Origin of the sequence: Olivibacter sp. EAT-5 (genome assembly GCF_044784325.1) — a bacterium.
GTDB classification, from domain to species: Bacteria; Bacteroidota; Bacteroidia; order Sphingobacteriales; family Sphingobacteriaceae; genus Olivibacter; species Olivibacter oleidegradans.
Genome location: NZ_CP173028.1, coordinates 3373362 through 3392755 on the forward strand (window position 1 = coordinate 3373362; position 19394 = coordinate 3392755).

The following is a 19394-nucleotide window of genomic DNA, read 5'->3' on the forward strand; positions in this document are numbered from 1 at the left end:
TTGTTTATGTAATTGGCTAATAAAGTACGTGTCGTTTTCGCTGTAGCGCTAACAAAATTTTTAATTAAGTTGCGAATAAATATTTAAAGTAGCAAGTGTGTCTTTGGTTTTTTGAGTTGTTGAAACGTTGTGTGGCGACTAGTAGCCTCTGGTTTCTCAAATCACTTGTTGAGATGGAGATACGAATAGCCACATGCCGAAATCCAATTGCTAGTAGCAGCCAATATTGTCATGAAAATGTCGAATCGATTGCCGGGTCTAAAGTTTCGGTGAAAATAGTTTGTAATGTGTACTTTTTACACTATCTTTGTGTCATCATAATTTAGGTTTATAATTGGTTAGTTAAAAGTCTTCAATCTCCCCGGTTGAAGACTTTTTTTGTAGTATCAATTTGCCCGAGTTACTATCGAAATAAGAACGGATCATACCGAAAGTTTGGGGGGTAATTATTTTTAAGCATACAGTTTCATAACTCTGTACAGGAAGAAGGTTGTGTCCCTTACGCCACGAAAGACGCTCCTGAAAGCTTTGAGCTTTGCATTGAAAGATTCTGCTGAAGCATTGGTGCTTCTGTTGTCAAAGTAATGCAGGATGTATTGGTGATGTGCTGCAATGGATCTTGCGACACTCTCAAATGAAGCAATGCCCGTATTCTCTACCTGATTGTGCCACAGTCCCAACTTAGTAAAAGCAACTTTTTTGTCCTTGCATTTATTGAAGATGTCACCTAAGGCAATACCCAGGTCATAAGCCTGTTTTAGTTTGGGAAAGCGCATGAACAACAGTTCGCCCCGGTGTTTCTGGCTTTCGGACCATCTGCATGGATGCTTGAACAACAGGTGTCTCGACCTGGCCAACAACTGTTTTAGCGTATCTCCATTGGATAGCAACTCCGGTTCATATGGAATTCCCCGCTTTCGCGATTCCATTATCTTCTTGCTTTCTGCATCCAATACTTCCCAACGGTATTTGATGCGGAGTTCCTGCACTGCATCGTATGCTAACTTTTGGACATGGAACCGATCGATCACACGCCTGGCATTCCTGAAACATCTACGGATAGCCTTAGCCATGTTCGGAGCCATATCCATGGTCACCTCCTTTACCTTATTCCTTGAACGCAAGGGGATCCGTTCAAGAACCGCCATGATATCTTCGGCTTTTGTGCCCCTTATGGTGGCCAGAATAGTTCCTTTACGGCATTTCGCTGATTTACTGCTTACGATCGTATATAGTTCCCCGTTGCTAAAGCTGGTCTCGTCGATGCTCAGGTGTTCGGAGATGTTTTCAGGAAACAATGTCCAGCTCTCTGCATGTGACTTTTGGTTCCAATCATGAAAGTCACTGAGATGATTCTTGTACTGATCCTGTAGCTGCTTGCCATCCATTTGAAAGAATAATCCTACCAAATGGGCACTTACAGGGTGGTCATCCAAATATCTTCTTTAAAAAAAGCCCGAATTCCGTAGTCATTCGAGCACCCTCACGCACTAGGTTCCAATCTCTTGTGATGATCTGTCCGGTATCCGGAACCGTCCAGCGACGGCGACGGATATGTAGCGTAACTTTCTGACCTCGAATGGGAAAGTCGGAAATCTCGGTAGAAGGTATAAAGCCTTTTGACTCCAACTTGCTGTTCTCATAGCCGGCGGGAGCAATATTGAGCTCATCTAAATAAATATGGAGTTGATTGTCAACCTGATCGACTTCTAAAATTTGAAAATATTCTAAAAGCCCTTCGGGCATCAATAGGGATAATAATTTACGTTCGGCGTCTTGCAAGGGATATCTAGTTTAAAGATGCTAAACTAAGAAATTTTTAATACTCCCCCCAAGAATTCAGCTTGATCCATAAGAACAATCTAGATAAAGTCCGACTAGCTAGGCACATATTAAGGACATCTGAATATTACAGCGCTTATAGGGTGAGACGTGACCGCTAATTTTTTGGAAACCTAACTTATAATATAGATTAATAGCAGGCTTAAGGATCGTATTGCTTTCTAAATAAAGAGCTTTTGCGCCTATTTTACGCGCTTCGTTTATTGCCGATTGGCCGAGTAGATAGCCAATGTTCTTCCCTTGGGCTTTGGGAGATACCGCCATTTTTGCGAGTTCATAATCATAGTCTGGATCGTTCATTTTAATCAGTGCGCAAACACCCACCGGCTCGCCACGATATAAAGCTACGAAAATCTTACCTCCCGGGTTCAGGATGTATTGATCCGGATTTTCCAGCGCTTGGCGATCCGCTTCTTCAAGTTCAAAATAAGTGGAAATCCACTCTTCATTGAGTGTTTTGAAGGCAGTATGATAAACGGGATTATATTTTACAATCGTTACATCTTTGCTTTCACGGATTTTTTTTTGCTCTATCACCCGTTTGTAGAGTGGCTGCTGATCTAGCAGAAATTCCCACTCTTCCATGGCTTCCCATAAATTATGCTGTGCAGTTGAAATCAGCGCGTCAATAGCAGCATTGACATCCGCATACTGATCTTTTATTTTGACGCCTAGCATTCTTCCTTTTTTTGTCAGCGCGACTACATTTCTTCTTTTGTCGTCTGTTTTACGGTTTTCCAATATCAAACCTGCAGCTGTCATCTCGCGGATAATTTTGCTGACCGATGGTTGAGAGTGGCCGATTTTGTTAGCGATCTCACTAATGGTATTTTCACCTTCTTCTGCTAAGATGAAAAATACCGGAAACCACTTCGGTGCCAAATCGACGTCATATAACTTATAAATGCGAGCGGCATCTTCAGTAACTTTTGCTGTTAATAATCGCAGACGGCTTCCTAGTGCCATCTTTCCCGTTTTTTCGAATAAATCCATTTTGAATAACTAATTACATAACCAGTTATGCAAATATAAAGAAAGATTTTTTAAAATTAATAGCTCTGCATCGCCGTGTAGTTATTTTCTTGAGCGGAAAAACAAGCAATGTAAAAATAACGAATGCGATACGATGGCTTAAGTATTTCATTTCCGCTCAATAATACTTGCTTTGTAGTATCTAAAATGATTTTCATTTTACATAATAAACAAAGTATTTACTTTGTTTATTATTCTTTTGTCTATACCTTTGAGGTCATATTGAATAAGGGAAAAAAATGAAATAACATGGAGTACACTTACCATATTGGCATGGCCGGAATAGTGCTTGCCTTGCTAAGTGGCTGCGGGCAGGGCAGCCAATCTACTACCTCTGCCACATTACAGGAATTTGATGTGATGACCGTTGCACCGCGTGATGCTGAGTTGTATTTTGACCACCCGGCTACGGTGCGAGGCCAGCAAAATGTGGAGATTCGTCCTAAAATAGATGGTTATATTGCGGAGATACTGGTAGATGAGGGTGCGCAAGTAAAGAAAGGCCAGCTATTATTCCGTATCAGCAACCCGCAATATGAGCAGGAAGTGCTTACTGCCCAGGCCGCTGTTAAACGAGCCGACGCTGCCGTTAATACCGCGAAGATGCAGATTGCAAAAACGGAGCCTTTAGTGAAAAAGGAGATAATCAGCGAATACGAGCTGCAATCAGCTCACTTAGAATTGGAAGCGAGGCAGGCAGAATTGGCCCAAGCAAAAGCATCGCTGCAAAATGCACAAACCAACCTCGATTATACAATTATCCGCAGCCCTGCCGATGGTGTTATCGGCACACTTCCGTACAAAATCGGAAGTTTGGTAAGCAGTACCAGTGAAGAAGCGTTGACGGTACTGTCAGATATTTCCAATATTCATGTTTACTTTTCCTTCTCCGAAAAACAGTTTCTTGAACTAATCGATAATCCTAAAGATCAACCTATTATTCATGATGTGTTAAAACGAATACCTCCTGCGCAATTAATATTAGCAAACGGACGCGTTTACACAGAAAGGGGTAGTATAGAGACCACCGGCGGTTTGATCAATACGGGCACAGGTGCCATTGCCATGCGTGCACTTTTTCCCAATAAGGCCGGAATGATCCGTAGCGGGAGCAGCGCTACGCTTCGTATTGCCCGCCCAATAGAGGATGCACTTATTGTACCGGCAAAGGCCACCTTTGAGGTACAGGGGAAAAAGTTTGTAATGACCGTTGATAGCGCCAATACGGCACATTCGGTTGAAATCACCGTGAATGCACTGCCTGTTGGTGATGCTTTTGTTGTAAACAGTGGTTTGCATAGTGGAGACCGCATCGTAATGAAAGATGTAGGGGCAATTAAAGACGGTGATAAAATAAAACCTAGAAATCAAGTAGCTATTACAACCAAGCGATAAAAAAATGTCGCTTTTTTGGGTAACGGCATCCTTAACAGCATGCCCTAGCCACTGCTTTACCTTTAAATTTTGAAATCATGTTAAAGAAATTTGTGGACAATCCGGTGCTATCGACCGTTATATCCATTATCATAGTTATACTCGGACTGTTGGGATTAACTACGCTTCCAATTTCACAATATCCCGAGATTGCGCCGCCAACGGTGCAGGTAACGGCTTCTTATCAGGGCGCCAATGCCGACGTGGTTATGAAAAGTGTTATCATTCCTTTGGAAGAACAGATCAATGGCGTAGAACATATGACCTATATGACTTCCAAAGCGAGTAACGATGGAACGGCCGTTATTACCGTTAATTTTGAACAGGGCACGGATCCCGACCTAGCGGCCGTGAATGTACAGAATCGGGTGGCAAAGGCAACGGGTGTAATGCCGGCGGAGGTGATCAAAACGGGAATTACGACCACCAAAAAACTGAATGCGGAGATCTTCGGTTTTTTGATTTACAGCGAAAACAACTCGTACGATGTCAATTTTCTTGATAACTATATGCGTATCAATATTGTACCGGAGCTGAAACGTATACCGGGCGTCGCCGATGTGCAAGTATGGAGCGATCAAACTTACTCGATGCGTATTTGGTTAAAGCCGGATGTCATGGCTTCTTACGGATTGGTACCGGATGATGTATTAGCAGCCCTCGCTGAACAGAACTTAGAGGCAGCTCCCGGAAAGTTAGGTGAAAACAGTAGTAAAACCTTTGAATATGTACTCAAATATACCGGGCGATTGGAAAAACCGGAACAATTTGAAGATATTGTACTGCGAGCAACTCGGGATGGACAGCTGCTTCGCCTGAAAGATGTTGCTACCGTCGAGCTCGGTGCCTTTAGTTATAATACCGATCTTACTGCCCACGGTTTCCCTTCGTCAGGTGGAGCTATTAGCCAGTCTGCAGGTGCGAATGCGCACGAGATCAATGAGCGGATTGTTGAGATGCTCAAAAAAGCGGAAGCTGATTTCCCTTCGGGGGTTAAGTGGACGACTTTTATTAATGTGAACAGTTTTCTGGATGCCTCGATTGCTAAGTTGGTTCAAACACTCGTAGAAGCCTTTATCTTGGTGTTTATTATTGTTTTTATTTTTCTACAGGATTTTCGTTCAACATTGATCCCCGCAATTGCCGTGCCTGTAGCGATTATAGGAACGTTCTTTTTCTTAAAAATATTTGGCTTCACCCTGAACTTGCTTACTTTATTCGCATTGGTGTTAGCCATTGGTATTGTCGTGGATGATGCGATAGTTGTTGTGGAGGCGGTTCATGCCAAGATTAGTCAGGGAGCAAAGTCGGCACGAAAGGCCACCTTACATGCGATGAACGAAATTAGCTCGGCCATTATCTCCATTACACTGATTATGGCAGCCGTTTTTGTCCCGGTTACTTTCATTCAAGGATCTGCGGGCGTATTTTATAAACAATTTGGAATTACCTTGGCTGTCGCCATCATCATTTCCGCAGTGAATGCACTGACTTTAAGTCCGGCACTTTGTGCCTTGTTTCTAAAATCTCATGAAGTAACAGATGAAGCGCATACAAAAAAAAATTGGTTGCGGCGTTTCTTTATCATGTTCAATACTGCTTTTGCGGCGTTAAGCGATCGATATATTCGTTCTGTAAAGCTGCTTATCAAGCATAAGTGGCTTGCCATAGGCGGTATCGTGTTATTCTCTACGCTGCTCATCTTTTTTTTGAAAACCACGCCAACAGGATTTGTTCCTAACGAAGATTCGGGTGCAATCTACGGCGATATTATCTTACCGCCTGCATCGACACTGGAGCAGACAACTAGGATAGCCAACGAGGTCGATAGCATCGCACGAAGTATGCCCGAAGTGGAACTTAGCTCCCGTTTGGTAGGCATGAACCTAATAAGTGGGACTGGAGGCTCTTATGGTGCAATGTTTATCGCACTTAAACCTTGGAAAGAACGGACCGGTGAAGGCCAAGACATCAACAGCTTGGTAGAAAAGTTATTCGCTAAGACAAGGCATATTCGTGGAGCAAATATCATTTTCTTTGCGGCTCCCACCCTACAGGGTTTCGGTAATAATAGCGGTTTTGAAATTCAGTTACTGGATAAAACCGGCGGTACCTACGAACATTTTGGAGCTGCTGCTGGTAAATTTATGGCAGGCCTGAGCAAGCGCCCGGAGATTATGTATGCTGCCACACCCTTTAATACCAATTTACCGCAATATCAGGTGAAGGTTAATGTTCCTTTGGCTAAGGAGGCAGGGGTAGATGTTGGCGGTTTATTAAGGACTTTGCAGGGATATTTGGGCGGAATCTATGCATCCGATTTTAATCGTTTTGGTAAACAATACAAAGTACTCGTTCAATCCAACCCCAGTTACCGTGCAGAGGAAGCAGATCTGGAAAAAATCTACGTGCGAAATGATAACGGAGAAATGGCGCCTATTTCCACGTTTGTAACGCTAGAACGTACCAGTGGCCCGGAGTTCATTAATCGTTTCAACTTATACACTTCGGCTACCGTAAATGGAGCTCCCAATCCCGGTTATAGTTCAGGTGACGCTATTCGCGCCATACAAGAGGTCGCTCAGGAAACACTGCCGAGGGGGACTGATTTTGATTATAGTGCCTTGACGAGGGAAGAGATTAATAGTGGTAATCAGACACTGATGATATTTGGGCTTTGTCTCATTTTTGTCTACTTTCTGCTCAGCGCCCAGTACAAAAGCTATATCCTTCCATTTGCTGTACTGTTATCCCTACCAATAGGTCTGGCAGGAGCCTTTTTGTTTGCACGCCTAGGAGGGCTTGATAATAATATTTTTCTTCAGATCAGTCTAATTATGCTTATTGGATTGTTGGCTAAGAATGCCATTTTGATCGTGGAGTTTTCCGTCCAGCGTCGTAACAGTGGTTTAAGTTTAGTGCGTGCAGCGATATCGGGTGCTTCGGCTAGGCTACGGCCTATTCTGATGACGTCTTTTGCCTTTGTTTTTGGATTATTGCCTTTAATGCTGGCTTCGGGGGTGGGGGCTTTAAGCAATCGGTCCATTGGCACTGCCGCGGTGGGAGGTATGTTGATAGGTACCGTGTTCGGTATTTTCGTGATCCCGGCACTGTTTGTTATGTTCCAGGCGTTGCATGAGCGCCTTAGCGGACGAACGATCAGGGAACAAAAAGAAGACAATTGGGAGAAAAAAGTGATGGAAGCGCCATCGTTATAAGTTTAGGGAATTGATAATAGGAAAATCATGAAATACAGAAATAAAGGGCTAATTGTTGTGATTTTGTCAATAGTAGCGTCTTGTAAGGTGACTCAAAAATATGATGCACCCGATGCGAAAATAATATCGAATTACCGAAGCCAAACGCAAGCTGATAGCAATACGGTTGCTTCGAAAAATTGGTCGGATTTTTTTACAGATACTGCTCTTCGAAAAATAATAGCCGATGGGTTGGAAGAGAACTTAGACCTTAAAATGGGAATACAACGCATTGTTGCCGCTGAGGCAGCCTTTAGTCAAAGTCGACAAGCCTTTTTTCCCGAGATAAATGGTACGGCGTCTATTAAACGGTCGAGATTGGCTTTTCCGCAGGGTTATGGTTTAATCAATAATGCTACCCAATATGACGCGGGCCTTACCATGGCATGGGAAGCAGATATCTGGGGACGTCTCAAGAGTAGTAAAAAAGCTGCACTAGCCAATCTGTTGGCCACGGAGGCAGCACAGCGGGCAATACGAAGTAAGTTGGTAGCTGACATTGCAGCTAATTATTATGCACTTCTTGCGTTAGACCAGAAACTGAAGGTGTTGGAATTGACTCTTGAAAACCGCAAGAAGGACGTCCTGACGATGCGGGAACTTAAAGCTTCGGCGGTGGTTAACGGCGCAGCAGTAGTGCAAAGCGAAGCGAATCAATATGCAGTAGAAGTGCTCATCCCAGATATTAAACGACAAATTAGGGAAACTGAAAATGTTCTATGTCTGCTCCTTGGTCGACCTTCTGGAGCTATTGAGCGAACGACTCTTTCAAATCAAAAGCTACCGCTTGACCTATCGGCCGGTATTCCCGTTCAATTATTACGTTTTCGTCCGGATGTTGCCGAGGCGGAGTTGGTATTCAGAACGGCCTTTGAACAGGTCAATGTTGCGAAAACCGCTTTTTATCCCGGTTTTAATATCACTGCCGCCGGAGGGTTTACCAGTTTTGACATTTCTGAATGGTTTACTAAAGCAGGTCTGTTTGCTAATATTATGGGCGGCTTAACACAGCCTGTCTTTAATCGTGGTGTAAATAAGGCCCGTCTAAAGACGGCCGAGGCTCAGCAGCAGGAGGCTTTTTACAACTTTAATAAAACATTGTTGACGGCGGGGAAGGAAGTTTCGGATGCCTTGTTTTCTTTGGAAAGCGCTTCGTTAAAAGAAACGAGCAGACGTAACGAATTAAGATCGCTCGAAAAAGCAGTTGATTTTACCAAAGAGTTGCTTCGGTATAGTTCTGCAACGAATTATACGGATGTGCTATTATCTGAACAGAACCTTTTGAATGCACAGATGGACAGAATTGATGATCAATTGCAACAATGGCAAGCAGTTATAGCACTTTATCGTGCAGTGGGGGGAGGTTCGCAGGATTATGATGATACCGAGCGCTTTGTAAATAATCAAAAAAATCATTAATTTACTTTGATGATCAAGGAAATAGCTATTGACGGTTTGCATATTCATGACATTGCTTCGTTTTATGAGGAAATCAATCGGGTCTTTATGTCGGATGAAGATTGGAAGATAGGGAACAGCCTTGATGCGTTTAACGATCTGTTATATGGTGGCTTTGGGGCTATGAAAGATTGCGAAAAAGTAAGGTTTGTGTGGAAAAACGTTGAACGAATGCAAGAAGCTTTAGGTTATAAGGCGACTAAGGCCTACTATGAAGATAAGCTTCAACAAGGTGCTCTCTTTAATAAAGAATATTTTAGGGAGAAATTAATAGCGCTTGAAAACGGCACCGGGGAAACCTATTTTGAGATGCTCAAATCCATTGTAGCTGCGCACAAAAATATTGACTTGGTACTTGTTTAAAATCCCCGCAAAGAAGTTGCGGGGATCTGTTGATTTATATAAACACTGTCTGTTACGACTTCTCGAGTTCTTGTACAAAATCCTTGCCCCAGTATTCCACGTCGAAATGAGAAACCGCTTCAAAGGAGCGTTGAATACGGATCGCTTGTTCCTGTTCATCCATCATCAGTGCTTTTAGCAGCGATTCAATCATACTTTTTCGATCGTAAGGATTCGTTAAAATAGCATAAGGTAGCTCCACAGAAGCTCCTGCGAACTCAGATAACACCAATGCTCCACTGAAGTCGTTTAATAGTCCTTTCGTTGCAATATATTCTTTCGCAACTAGATTTAACCCATCTCGGAGCGGTGTAATCCAAGCTATATCACTTATACCATAATAAGTAACTACTTCATCAAAAGGTAGTGAACGGTAGAAATATTGGATTGGAAGCCAATCCATGGTAGCATATTTACCGTTAATCTCACCAATGGCTTGATTCAGTTCATCTCGAACTTGATCGTAAATCTTCATTCCCTGCGAAGGGGGCGTGCAGATATTGATCAACGCTACCTTTTCCCGGTATTCCGGGTAATCTTCCAGGAACTCACCAAAAGCTTTTATCTTTTCCAAGGGCCCTTTTACATAATCCAAACGCTCTATCGAAAGAATCGTTTTGATATCTTTCTTATGCTTCGCTACTTGCATGCGTTGAATATGCTGTTTTACTTTTGGAAAGGTTAGTGCGCGCTTGATGCTTGCCATATTTACCCCAACGGGTTGGGCTCCTAAGCGAATTTTGCGACCTTCCACCTCGATAATTTTTGTCATGCTTTCCACACCCAAGGCACAGCTATAAGTAAGAAATTGTTTGGCAGCATTGATTGTTTTAACCACCCGAAACGGCACGTGACTTCGGAGTACGTCAACAAAATTTTCCACATAACGCGGGATATGAAAACTAATGAAATCGCACAACAGCAGCGAACCGATGATTTCCCTCCTCCAGGGAAGGATATTAAAAACATCAGCACCTGGGAAGGAGGTGTGATGAAAAAAGCCAATTTTCAAGTCAGGTCGTAAAGGCTTCAAATAGGCAGGTACCATCCAGAGATTGTATTCGTGAATCCAAACAAAAGCACCGTGATCGGCTTCTTTTGCTACACGATCGGCAAAAATTTTATTGATACGAAGGTAATGGTTCCAATCTTCGTGATTGAATCTTGCTTTATCTACAAAGGAAAAAATAGTTGGCCAAAAGGCCTCCTTGGAAAACACCCGGTAAAACTGATCAATATCTTTTTTGGATAAAGAAATGGTAGAACTCCATAGCTTTGGATATTTCTGCGCGTCGATCAATTGATTACCTACTTCTTTTCCGTCTTTTTGTTGCGCTTCTTCGCCTATCCAGATACCGGCACGACCATTTTCAAAAAGTCCGAGCAAAGAGGGAATAATACCGTTGGGGCTTTTTGGTGCGTGACGTACGCTTTGGCCCTTGATCATCGATTTTTCATAAGGGAGTCGGTGATAGACAATAACCAATTGATTTTTAGTGGCTTTTCGCTTTACTTTTGCGGTCTTGTTTGCCGGGAATAGCTTACGAAAAGAGTCGAGTCGCTGCATGGCTTCCAAGACGCCTCCGGCCCCTGGCTGTTTGGCGTGGTAAACATCTTGGTTTTTAGCAGTGGTATCGAATAAAGCAGCCTCTGATGCTCCGACGACAACACCTTTACAACCAATTTGAAACATGGCGAGATCGTTCATTGTGTCGCCTGCCACGAGCACTCTTTCATCTGCTACACCTAACATATCAATAAGTTTGCGAAGTGTAGAACCTTTATTTACGCCTTTAGGAAGCAAATCCAAATATTTATCGACGGATGTAATGACGTCCAGATTTTTCTTTTCGGCTATATCCATCACTTTCGTTAGATCAACTCCGTTTGAATAATAAAAAGAGCTCCGTCGCTGCTGTGGTACTTCTTGCGGCTCAATGCCTTCAATTGTTGCAAGTGCTTGCCGTAAATCAAAGACTTCCGTCCAGTTACGTTCTATTTCCGATTGGATCGGTTCAATCTTATCCAACGTGTGTCCATTGACGATGGTAGCTCCTACATCAGCGATGATATAATCGGGTGTAGGAATTAGCGGGTCGTTTAATAGGGGAATGACTGTTTCGAGGCCTCGACCTGTGACGAAAACCAGCGTAAAGTCTTTCGCCTCTTTAATAAGGCGATAGAGCTCCATTCGCTGGTTCATTTCACCGCCTAAGAAAGTTCCGTCTAAGTCTGTTGCTAGTATCATGCTATGTTAATTTTTGTTCCAAAAGTTTAAACTCAGTTAATACAGGCATATACTTAAATAATACGCGATAAGCCGTTTGTAAGATCGGTAGCTTCAAGGGAAAATTCCGGGTAGTCTGATAGAGCCCGCGTGTTGCTCCATAACCTTCAGCTACCATGTTCATGGAATCTTTTGCTTTATCGACGCTATAGCCGCGGCCGATCATCTCACCAAAAAGACGGTTACGACTGTGAGTCGAATACGCGGTCACTAAAAGATCGCCTGCATAGGAAGAACTGAGGATTTCGGCATTACTGCCCATATGCCGGAGAACTTCTCCCAATTCCGCCAAAGCGTTGGCCACTAAAACAGCAATAAAATTATCACCGTAACGTAAACCCTTAGCCATTCCGGATACCAGACCAACTACATTCTTGTAGATCGCGGCCCATTCGATTCCCGTAATATCTGCATTTATACGAACGTCAAGATAATCTGCTGAAAAGCAGGTTTGTAACATTTGCTGCCAATGGGGATCAACCGCGCCGATTGTCAAGTAAGTTTTTTTTCTATGGCCGATTTCTTCAGCATGACAGGGGCCTGCCAAAATACCTTGAAGGTTATTCGGTATAATTAATTGCCTCGATATATAGGCGCTTGGTAGCTCGTGCTCTTCTCCGACAGTTCCTTTGACGGCGCTCAATACAGCTTTGTTATGGATCCATTTTCTATCAAAACCAATCAATAAATCAGAGAGACCATCACTGGGAACGGCGAATAGAATAATAGTACTCTTTTGTGCTACAAACTGCTTCTGAGAGCTGCACTGTAAATATTCCGTATTTAAAGTAACAAAGTTTAGGTAATCAGGATTACTGCCTGCATTTTGTATTGCCTCTGCTTGCTCTGTCCGTCTTAAATACCAATTAACTATTAGTTTATTGTCTGTTAAAATTTTTACTAGAGCAGTAGCCCAGCTGCCACCGCCAAAAACACCAAATTCAATCAAAACAATTGATTTTTAGATTACAGAAAAAGTGGCTAAGTAGTCGTATAGCCAAATCGGAGCACAAACGTACAAATTTTTGGAAAAATAAACAACTATTGGTTAAGTTTTACTTTTGTTTTGGTTATAAGGTATTAAAATTAAGCTTCTTATGTTAGGCGTCCTACCTGTTGTATAAACTGGTCCAGCTGATCATTCTTGTCAAGGCCAAGTTTTTGTTTAAGGCGGTATCTTGCCATGCGGATGCTCTTTGGTTCGATACTTAAACGGGTCGATATTTCCTTATTCGAGAGCCCCATTAAAATATAAGAACAATATTTGAGGTCTAATCGGGTAAGGGTATGATTCGCTTTTTCCTGTAACTTCTCAAAGAACTGCGATTCGCTTTCAAAAAAATCGGTCTTATGACCTTCAAATTCCTTATCCATTCTTTTCTGCTGCTGGACGATTCGCTTAATCTGTTCATCAACAGAAAGATGACCTTTTTCCGCGATTTTATCAGATAGCATTTCCAGTAAACCATTTTTTTCTTCAATCTGCAGCGTTCCTGCAAGAATCTCTTTCTGTAAGCGCTCCTCGCGTTCTTTTAACAGCACTTGTTCGGCATGCAGTCTATTGGCCTCTGCCTCCTTTAATTGCGCTTTTAACTGAGCTTCTTCTTTTTCCCGATCAATAAGGGCTTGCTTTCTTGTTGAAGCTTTTAGTTTGTAATTATAAGAACTAAGTAGAAACAATAGTGTAAGGATACAGGATAGACCAATGATCAAGTATAGAAAGTTCCGCTTCTTTAGATAACTTATTTCCTGTTCTTTTTTGGCCATACTGTACCGGGCTTCCATTTTCTGGATATTGGTTATTTTTTCTTCATCAAAAGCCTCTTGATTGTATGCAATATGCTGTTTTAGGTAGCTTAAGGCAGTCTTCTCTGAACCTTTTTTTTCGGCGATTCGGGACAAAGCAAGAAATATGCGTGCTTTCGTTACCGGCATTTTAAGGACATTACCTTCAAGTGCAGCTAAACCGTTAAGCAGCGTCTTCTCTGCTTCGTCGTATCTTCCCTCGCGCAGCGCGTACTCACTACGAATACCATAGCAATTCATAAGCACTTCATGTAAGTTTGTCCGCTTTGCGATTTCAATAGCGAAATCGATGTACTTGTCTGCACTGTCTTTATAAGTATTGGGAAAATGTTTGAAATAGCTATTTGCAATGTTCAACGCCGCTGCCGCGGTATTACTTTGTGCGATTAGACGTCCGCGTTGAATGGTAGACAGTCGAATAGACCGCTTGTTATAAATCAAGGCAGAGTCGAGCAGATCATGCTTGGTTGTATCCAGTTTAAAGCGGTCATAGAAACTATGTCCTACCGTGAAGTAAGCTGTGTTTAAGGCGTCCACTTGTCCACTTTTTTTAGCACTTTCAAAGCTAAGACGCGCATAGGCCAATTGTTTATTGACATCGTTGCCATACCCATAGATACTGGCGAGATAGTGATAAATAGTGGCTTCGTATTCATAAAAATTCACTGTTTTGAATAAATCGAGCGCCTTCAATAACTTAGTGATGGATTTGTCACTTTCCCCGTTCACTAAGTCAAGCCACCCATTTCTGAATTCAACAAAGCCTTTTGCGACCGGGTCACTCGTTCGTGAGGCATAATACAAAGCGCTATCGAGGCTCTCATAGGCTTGTTTTATATCGTTGGCTTGTATATAGAGATAAATGAGCGTCGCAAAACCAATGGCGGGCCCTTCATAAGTGTTTAGCTTATGTCCGATATGAATCGCTTCCCGCGCTTGTTTAAACGATTTTTTTAGATCCTTTTCGGTATTGGCTTTCGCCAGCTTACATAAAAGGAGCGGTTTTTCCTGCAGCGTCGTGCTTGGTTGCGCTAAAAGATGCGCTAATGAGTCGATATAAATTTCCTGCCCTTTTGAGTGATAAAGGATAGTAAAAAGCGAAATGCAGATAAGAAGTAGGGACTTGTTTAACCAATGCATGTTCAAAAATAGAAAAAAGATGGGGTTCAAAAAATGGGAATAATTGGCTAAAATATTGACAGGCAGTTTCTTTTGAGGTTTTTGTAGACGCTTTGTAGTCGAAGGTTTTTTTCTTGTAGACGGTGTATAGGTCTCTGATTTCAGGCATTATTGTCAATTCAAGCTAGTTTTGCCCTGTTCATTTTTAGACAATTATTATTATCATGACGAACAAAAATATGTCAATTATAGCCTATCTGACAATCATCGGATGGGTTATTGCTTACCTGAATTATCAAAAATCGGAAGAAAAAAGCAGTTTGGTGGGCTATCATCTAAGTCAAGCGCTCGGTATATTTATTTTTCATATTATATTGAGCATACTCACCACAGTGGTGTTAACTCTCTTACCTAGCTTAGCTACCTTATGCTACCTGATCCTTTTGATTCCATTGATTTTATTACTGTTAGGTATCATTACGGCTTTTAATGAAGTAAAGAAGCCTGTGCCATTCATAGGAAAGCTGTTTGAAGGAAAATTTAATTTTTAAACAACGAAGATTATCCATCCTATGAATAGGATGTCGCTTTATAAAAACAGAAAAATGAAACAAATTTTTTTTAATACTTTTTTTTGCCTTGTCTTAGTGCTTTCCGCATTTGGACAACAGGGAGATCGTACAATTCGACTGAAATTAACGGATTCGAAAAGCAAGAAATCTCAGAGTTATTTATTGAATAGTTTTGCTTACTCGTGTACGAAACCTAGGGGCGACGGCCCCTCAATGGGATATTCTGCTTATGATGCTTATATCGTGAGTATTGATTTTCAACAAAATACCGATGAATTTCTATTAAAATGGATCGGTGGACAAATGGATAAAGCGGATGGTGTGATCACTGTGGAGGCGACCGGGGAAAAGAAAACTTTAAGAACTATTGCTTTTAAAGATGCCTCGGTAGGAGCAACCTCGGAAAGTTTCGCATCTGGTGACGGCTATGGCTATGCCAGTACACAGGTTTCTGTATATATTGATAATCTAACAATCGATAATGTTCCGATTCGTTATACGGCGACTAAAACAAATGGAAGTCGGTAGAAACTAATTTTTATGATATGATCATTTTTGGAACAGGGAAAAGATTAATACGGGCCGGTAAGCCTAAGTTCGATTGCACCTATTGCGGTTCTGAACAATCAGTAGGACTCCATTTTTATGTACGCTATTTTCATATTTTTTGGATACCGATGTTTAGTTATCGAACAGAGTCGCTTAGTCATTGCACACACTGCCGTCAAACCTTGAGCCGAAAGGAGATGCCGTTAAGTTTAGCACAATCTATCCCAGGCGAGAAGCCGAGTATACCCTGGAAATATTTTAGTGGACTTTTACTCGGTGTAATCTTGATAGTGTTCATATCTATTGCCATTGTGAACGAAGATAGGCAGACAGCCAACTATTTGCAGCGACCACAAGTTGGTGATGTATACGGTATTAAACAATCAAATGGGTTCTATACCTTGTATCTGCTTAGCCAATTTAAAGGAGACTCCCTTGGGTTTCGCGTCAATGATTATGAAGTGCCTGGTGCATCTAAATTGAGTGTCATTCGCCGACATCATGCGAAGGACTATGGCAAAAGTATCGTTTTCCTATCAAAAACAGACTTAAACGAATTAATGAAAAACAACCATATCATTAATATCCGTAGAGATTAATAATGATTTTTCAACCGATTAATAGGCTATGCAAACAATTAGGACAAGTTTATTTGAAATGACAGTGCCGGATATTTTCGAGAACCCTGGAGTTGTGCTGGAAAGTATTCGTGCAACGTATAACAAGGGTGATGAATGGGTGACGATCGGCGTGAGTCCTATTGAAAATTCATACTACACAAGACAAAAAGGACAATCACTCAAGGAGAAATTCATTAACTTCTGTTTGAATCGACGTGGCCCGGGTAAATTACAGGCGGAGCAAACCCTTGAAATTAATGGTCATACCGCTTCTATCTGTCGTGTGATAACCCAGGCGGGTTATTTTTTCTATTTTGGAACGATAGCGGTTGACGAAGCCTATAGTGTTGATTTCGTTGGAGATTGTGAATCCCATCTTTGGGAAAGTTTTTTACCATTATTTGAAACGTCTTTTTCGAGCATTCGCATTTTTGGTGCTATTAAGGAAGCGGCCGAATTACAGAGGCAAGGAATCAGTCAAGTGTTTGGTGGGTTTAAGAAGGACGAAGAAATACAGTACACTTATGCTGAACCTACTTTTTTTGATATACCGCAAGATAATAAAGAATACTTTCAGGTTGATGGCAAGCATTTTTCCTATCTCGATACCTCTGAAACTCACATTCCGCTTCATGGGAACACAGGAAGCGATCTTGTCGTAACGCTAAAGGCCCGTATTGATCATTATGATGAAATAGCTCATGCACATATCCTGAACGATTATCAAAATGGAGAGGTATACTTTACCTTTTCGCTAAATAATATCTATCAGGAAGGGGTGCCGAAGGGTGCAATAAGCTTCGAAAAAGACTATGATGTAAAGCGGGAAGCTTATTTATGGAAAGGAGGTTTTACTTATAACCTTGAACTATTTGGACAGCTGGTGTTAAAGGACGGTTGGATTGGTATGAACGGTTATTTTCAAACGATCACGGAAGATACTCGTTATCAGGTTTCTTTTGCGAAGAAAATTCCCTTAGAAGTGCTTTCTTGGGAACATTATCATTTTTCCTCCTTAGAAGAGCTTTTTTCAGCGCCGGTTAACTTACCACGTCATTTACGACTACGAAATTTCAACGCATCCAGCTTGCCGGATGAATTTTATAATTATACGTCGCTGGAAACGTTGAGTATCACATACGATCTGAATAGTACTATTGAACCGATGCCAGTGAATTTACCCGCCAGATTAGGTAGCTTCACTAGGCTGAAAGAACTAGTATTAGGAGGATGGCATATGGTAGAAAATATACCTGAGGAGATTTCGGCTCTATATAATTTGCGTTTGTTATTTATAACAGGAACACAGGCAACGTCCGTTCCGCCAAATTTGCTGGCGCTTCCGCTGCTGGAATATTGTAATTTATCTAATAACAAACTAGAAGTATTACCCGGAGTCTTTTCCCCCTCGCTGAAATCGCTTTCGCTTGAAGGGAATCAACTTCGCACGGTACCTTCCGCATTGTGTGATTTACCAAAATTGTGCCGTCTGGACATTTCACGTAATCCCTTGGAGTTTCTTCCAAATGGAATTGAAAATATCGAAAAGTTGACCTTGGAACTGGAAAAAAAGCAAGATTTACTTGACTATACCTATAAAGGGGCCGATGGGAAAGGGACAGTTCCGATTCAAGAGACGGTTTTTTCTGGCCTTTATGATACCGAGTTAGAAAAGCAGTTGAGCTACGCGCTCATGGAGGAATATTGGGAGCCTTATAGGGAGGGGATCAGATCATTAGCCTTTGCATCTGTGGCATTAGAAACCACAGATCCGGATGATTATTCCGATCGAGGGAATACGAGATTTGGAGGATTGCCTGATTTGCCATGTGGCATTACCTATCCCGTTTTTACAACCTATGATAATCGTGTAATGGGATATCAGTTCATTGCACAAATAAATTGTGAAGAACTTGCCTCATATCAAAATTACCTTCCTCGGCAAGGGTTACTCTATTTCTTCATTACGGATCAGGAAGATTTTAACGCCAAGGTGATTTATGCTCAGGAAACGGATGTATTAATTTCGGCTGCCGAATTAGAGATAGAAGATGATTTTATTTATGATGACCACGGTGTTTTTGCTCCCTATCGTGTAAAGGTTGGTAAATATGTAAGTGTGCCTCATTTTTATAATGATGACAGTCTGTATAAAGGGAAAGCCGCCAGCTTATCGGCCCTGGAAGAAGAGTACGAACAAACAGAGAATTTGAGAAGACAATTGGAGGAGCACACCTTATCTGTAAAACCGGTACATAGCATGAATAGTTATGTATTCAAACAACATGATTCTCCGCAAATTGAGGCAGCCAATCAGCTACGAGGAAATGCTAACGACTTTACGGTGTTACTCAAGGTCAGCTCAGATAGATTACCTGGATTTTGTTTCTGGGATGCGGGTGAGATTTATTTCGTTATTCACAAAAGTGATTTAGCTAAAGCAGATTTTTCTAATGTTTATTGTGGCTTGGAGAGCAGTTAGGTAGTTGAATAGTTGAAACGTTGAGTAGGAAAGTGGTTAAGTTGTAAAATAGTGGCAGTTGCGATGGTACTGTGTAACAAGCTCTCCACTGGTATTAAGCCCCTAAGTAAAAAGGCAATTGCTGTCGTAGTTCATCCTGACTGATTAATTCCGGATCCTGAAATTGCTTTCGAAGTAAATACATAGGAAATCTCAGCTGTAAATAACTAGTCTCAACAACAGCGTCTTCTGTTGAGAAGTAATGGCTTTTGTATTCGCCAACTAAAGGGTCGATTTCTTGCAGACGGATGATGAGCTCATGAATGACAAAAACCGGTATTTGTATATTGCTTATTTTCTTCATATTATTTAACAAAATAATGCTGTTAAATTAATACAAGTTTAACCATTTAATTTGGCTTTTCGAAATAAAATACCGGTCTGGATGTCACGATAGCGTCTTGTCATTATTTTATTATTACGAACTGAAGAGCGGACTAGTGAGTTTCCCTTCGACTATCGTCCGAAATAAGTAATAAAAGCATGAACTTCGTC

The 19394-nt window shown here is 41.6% G+C and carries 15 protein-coding genes; 8 read left to right on the forward strand and 7 right to left on the reverse strand.

What is annotated here, in order from left to right; translation table 11 throughout:
- Window positions 1–452 precede the first annotated feature (452 nt).
- The 3 genes from ACH11B_RS13880 to ACH11B_RS13890 form a co-directional block, all read right to left on the reverse strand.
- On the reverse strand, window positions 453–1436 hold the full coding sequence (locus tag ACH11B_RS13880) for a transposase (protein WP_377613094.1): 984 nt from the start codon (window positions 1434–1436) through the stop codon (window positions 453–455).
- Window positions 1429–1782 (reverse strand): hypothetical protein, encoded by a 354-nt coding sequence (locus tag ACH11B_RS13885; protein ID WP_013663362.1) that lies wholly within the window; start codon window positions 1780–1782, stop codon window positions 1429–1431. The genes ACH11B_RS13880 and ACH11B_RS13885 overlap by 8 nt, the downstream gene beginning before the upstream one ends.
- 99 nt (window positions 1783–1881) lie before the next feature.
- On the reverse strand, window positions 1882–2808 hold the full coding sequence (locus ACH11B_RS13890; protein WP_377610290.1) for a GNAT family N-acetyltransferase: 927 nt from the start codon (window positions 2806–2808) through the stop codon (window positions 1882–1884).
- Window positions 2809–3123: 315 nt separating this feature from the next.
- Here ACH11B_RS13890 and ACH11B_RS13895 point away from each other — a divergent pair, with 315 nt between their 5' ends.
- From ACH11B_RS13895 to ACH11B_RS13910, 4 genes are all read left to right on the forward strand, one after another.
- A complete protein-coding gene (locus tag ACH11B_RS13895; protein ID WP_377610292.1) occupies window positions 3124–4269 on the forward strand; it encodes an efflux RND transporter periplasmic adaptor subunit in 1146 nt (381 codons plus the stop codon).
- Between the two features lie 77 nt (window positions 4270–4346).
- Complete coding sequence (locus ACH11B_RS13900; RefSeq protein ID WP_130857115.1) at window positions 4347–7526, forward strand: efflux RND transporter permease subunit; 3180 nt, start codon at window positions 4347–4349, stop codon at window positions 7524–7526.
- A 27-nt stretch (window positions 7527–7553) separates the two neighbouring features.
- Window positions 7554–8984, forward strand: coding sequence for an efflux transporter outer membrane subunit (locus tag ACH11B_RS13905; RefSeq protein WP_377610294.1), 1431 nt, complete (start codon window positions 7554–7556; stop codon window positions 8982–8984).
- A 9-nt stretch (window positions 8985–8993) separates the two neighbouring features.
- Window positions 8994–9386, forward strand: a complete 393-nt coding sequence (locus ACH11B_RS13910; protein ID WP_013665871.1) for a barstar family protein — start codon at window positions 8994–8996, stop codon at window positions 9384–9386.
- A 52-nt stretch (window positions 9387–9438) separates the two neighbouring features.
- On the opposite strand, the gene ggpS is transcribed toward ACH11B_RS13910, so the two are convergent.
- The 3 genes from ggpS to ACH11B_RS13925 all read right to left on the reverse strand — a co-directional run bounded on the left by ggpS (window position 9439) and on the right by ACH11B_RS13925 (window position 14658).
- Window positions 9439–11673: a glucosylglycerol-phosphate synthase gene (gene ggpS / locus ACH11B_RS13915; protein ID WP_377610297.1), complete on the reverse strand. Its 2235-nt coding sequence runs from the start codon at window positions 11671–11673 to the stop codon at window positions 9439–9441.
- 1 nt (window position 11674) lies between these two features.
- Window positions 11675–12661, reverse strand: a complete 987-nt coding sequence (locus ACH11B_RS13920; RefSeq protein WP_377610299.1) for an NAD(P)H-dependent glycerol-3-phosphate dehydrogenase — start codon at window positions 12659–12661, stop codon at window positions 11675–11677.
- Window positions 12662–12807: 146 nt separating this feature from the next.
- Window positions 12808–14658: a LuxR C-terminal-related transcriptional regulator gene (locus ACH11B_RS13925; RefSeq protein ID WP_013665874.1), complete on the reverse strand. Its 1851-nt coding sequence runs from the start codon at window positions 14656–14658 to the stop codon at window positions 12808–12810.
- Between the two features lie 203 nt (window positions 14659–14861).
- Here ACH11B_RS13925 and ACH11B_RS13930 point away from each other — a divergent pair, with 203 nt between their 5' ends.
- The 4 genes from ACH11B_RS13930 to ACH11B_RS13945 are packed head-to-tail and all read left to right on the forward strand — an operon-like array spanning window position 14862 to window position 18860.
- Window positions 14862–15188, forward strand: coding sequence for a hypothetical protein (locus ACH11B_RS13930; protein ID WP_013665875.1), 327 nt, complete (start codon window positions 14862–14864; stop codon window positions 15186–15188).
- 54 nt (window positions 15189–15242) lie between these two features.
- Complete coding sequence (tssD, locus tag ACH11B_RS13935; protein WP_130857126.1) at window positions 15243–15737, forward strand: type VI secretion system tube protein TssD; 495 nt, start codon at window positions 15243–15245, stop codon at window positions 15735–15737.
- A gap of 17 nt (window positions 15738–15754) precedes the next feature.
- Window positions 15755–16357, forward strand: a complete 603-nt coding sequence (locus tag ACH11B_RS13940) for a hypothetical protein (RefSeq protein ID WP_377478004.1) — start codon at window positions 15755–15757, stop codon at window positions 16355–16357.
- A gap of 28 nt (window positions 16358–16385) precedes the next feature.
- Window positions 16386–18860 carry a DUF1963 domain-containing protein gene (locus tag ACH11B_RS13945; RefSeq protein WP_377610301.1) on the forward strand — a complete coding sequence of 825 codons (2475 nt, stop codon included), beginning with the start codon at window positions 16386–16388 and terminating at the stop codon, window positions 18858–18860.
- A 94-nt stretch (window positions 18861–18954) separates the two neighbouring features.
- On the opposite strand, the gene ACH11B_RS13950 is transcribed toward ACH11B_RS13945, so the two are convergent.
- Complete coding sequence (locus tag ACH11B_RS13950; RefSeq protein ID WP_013665879.1) at window positions 18955–19203, reverse strand: hypothetical protein; 249 nt, start codon at window positions 19201–19203, stop codon at window positions 18955–18957.
- Window positions 19204–19394: the final 191 nt, after the last annotated feature.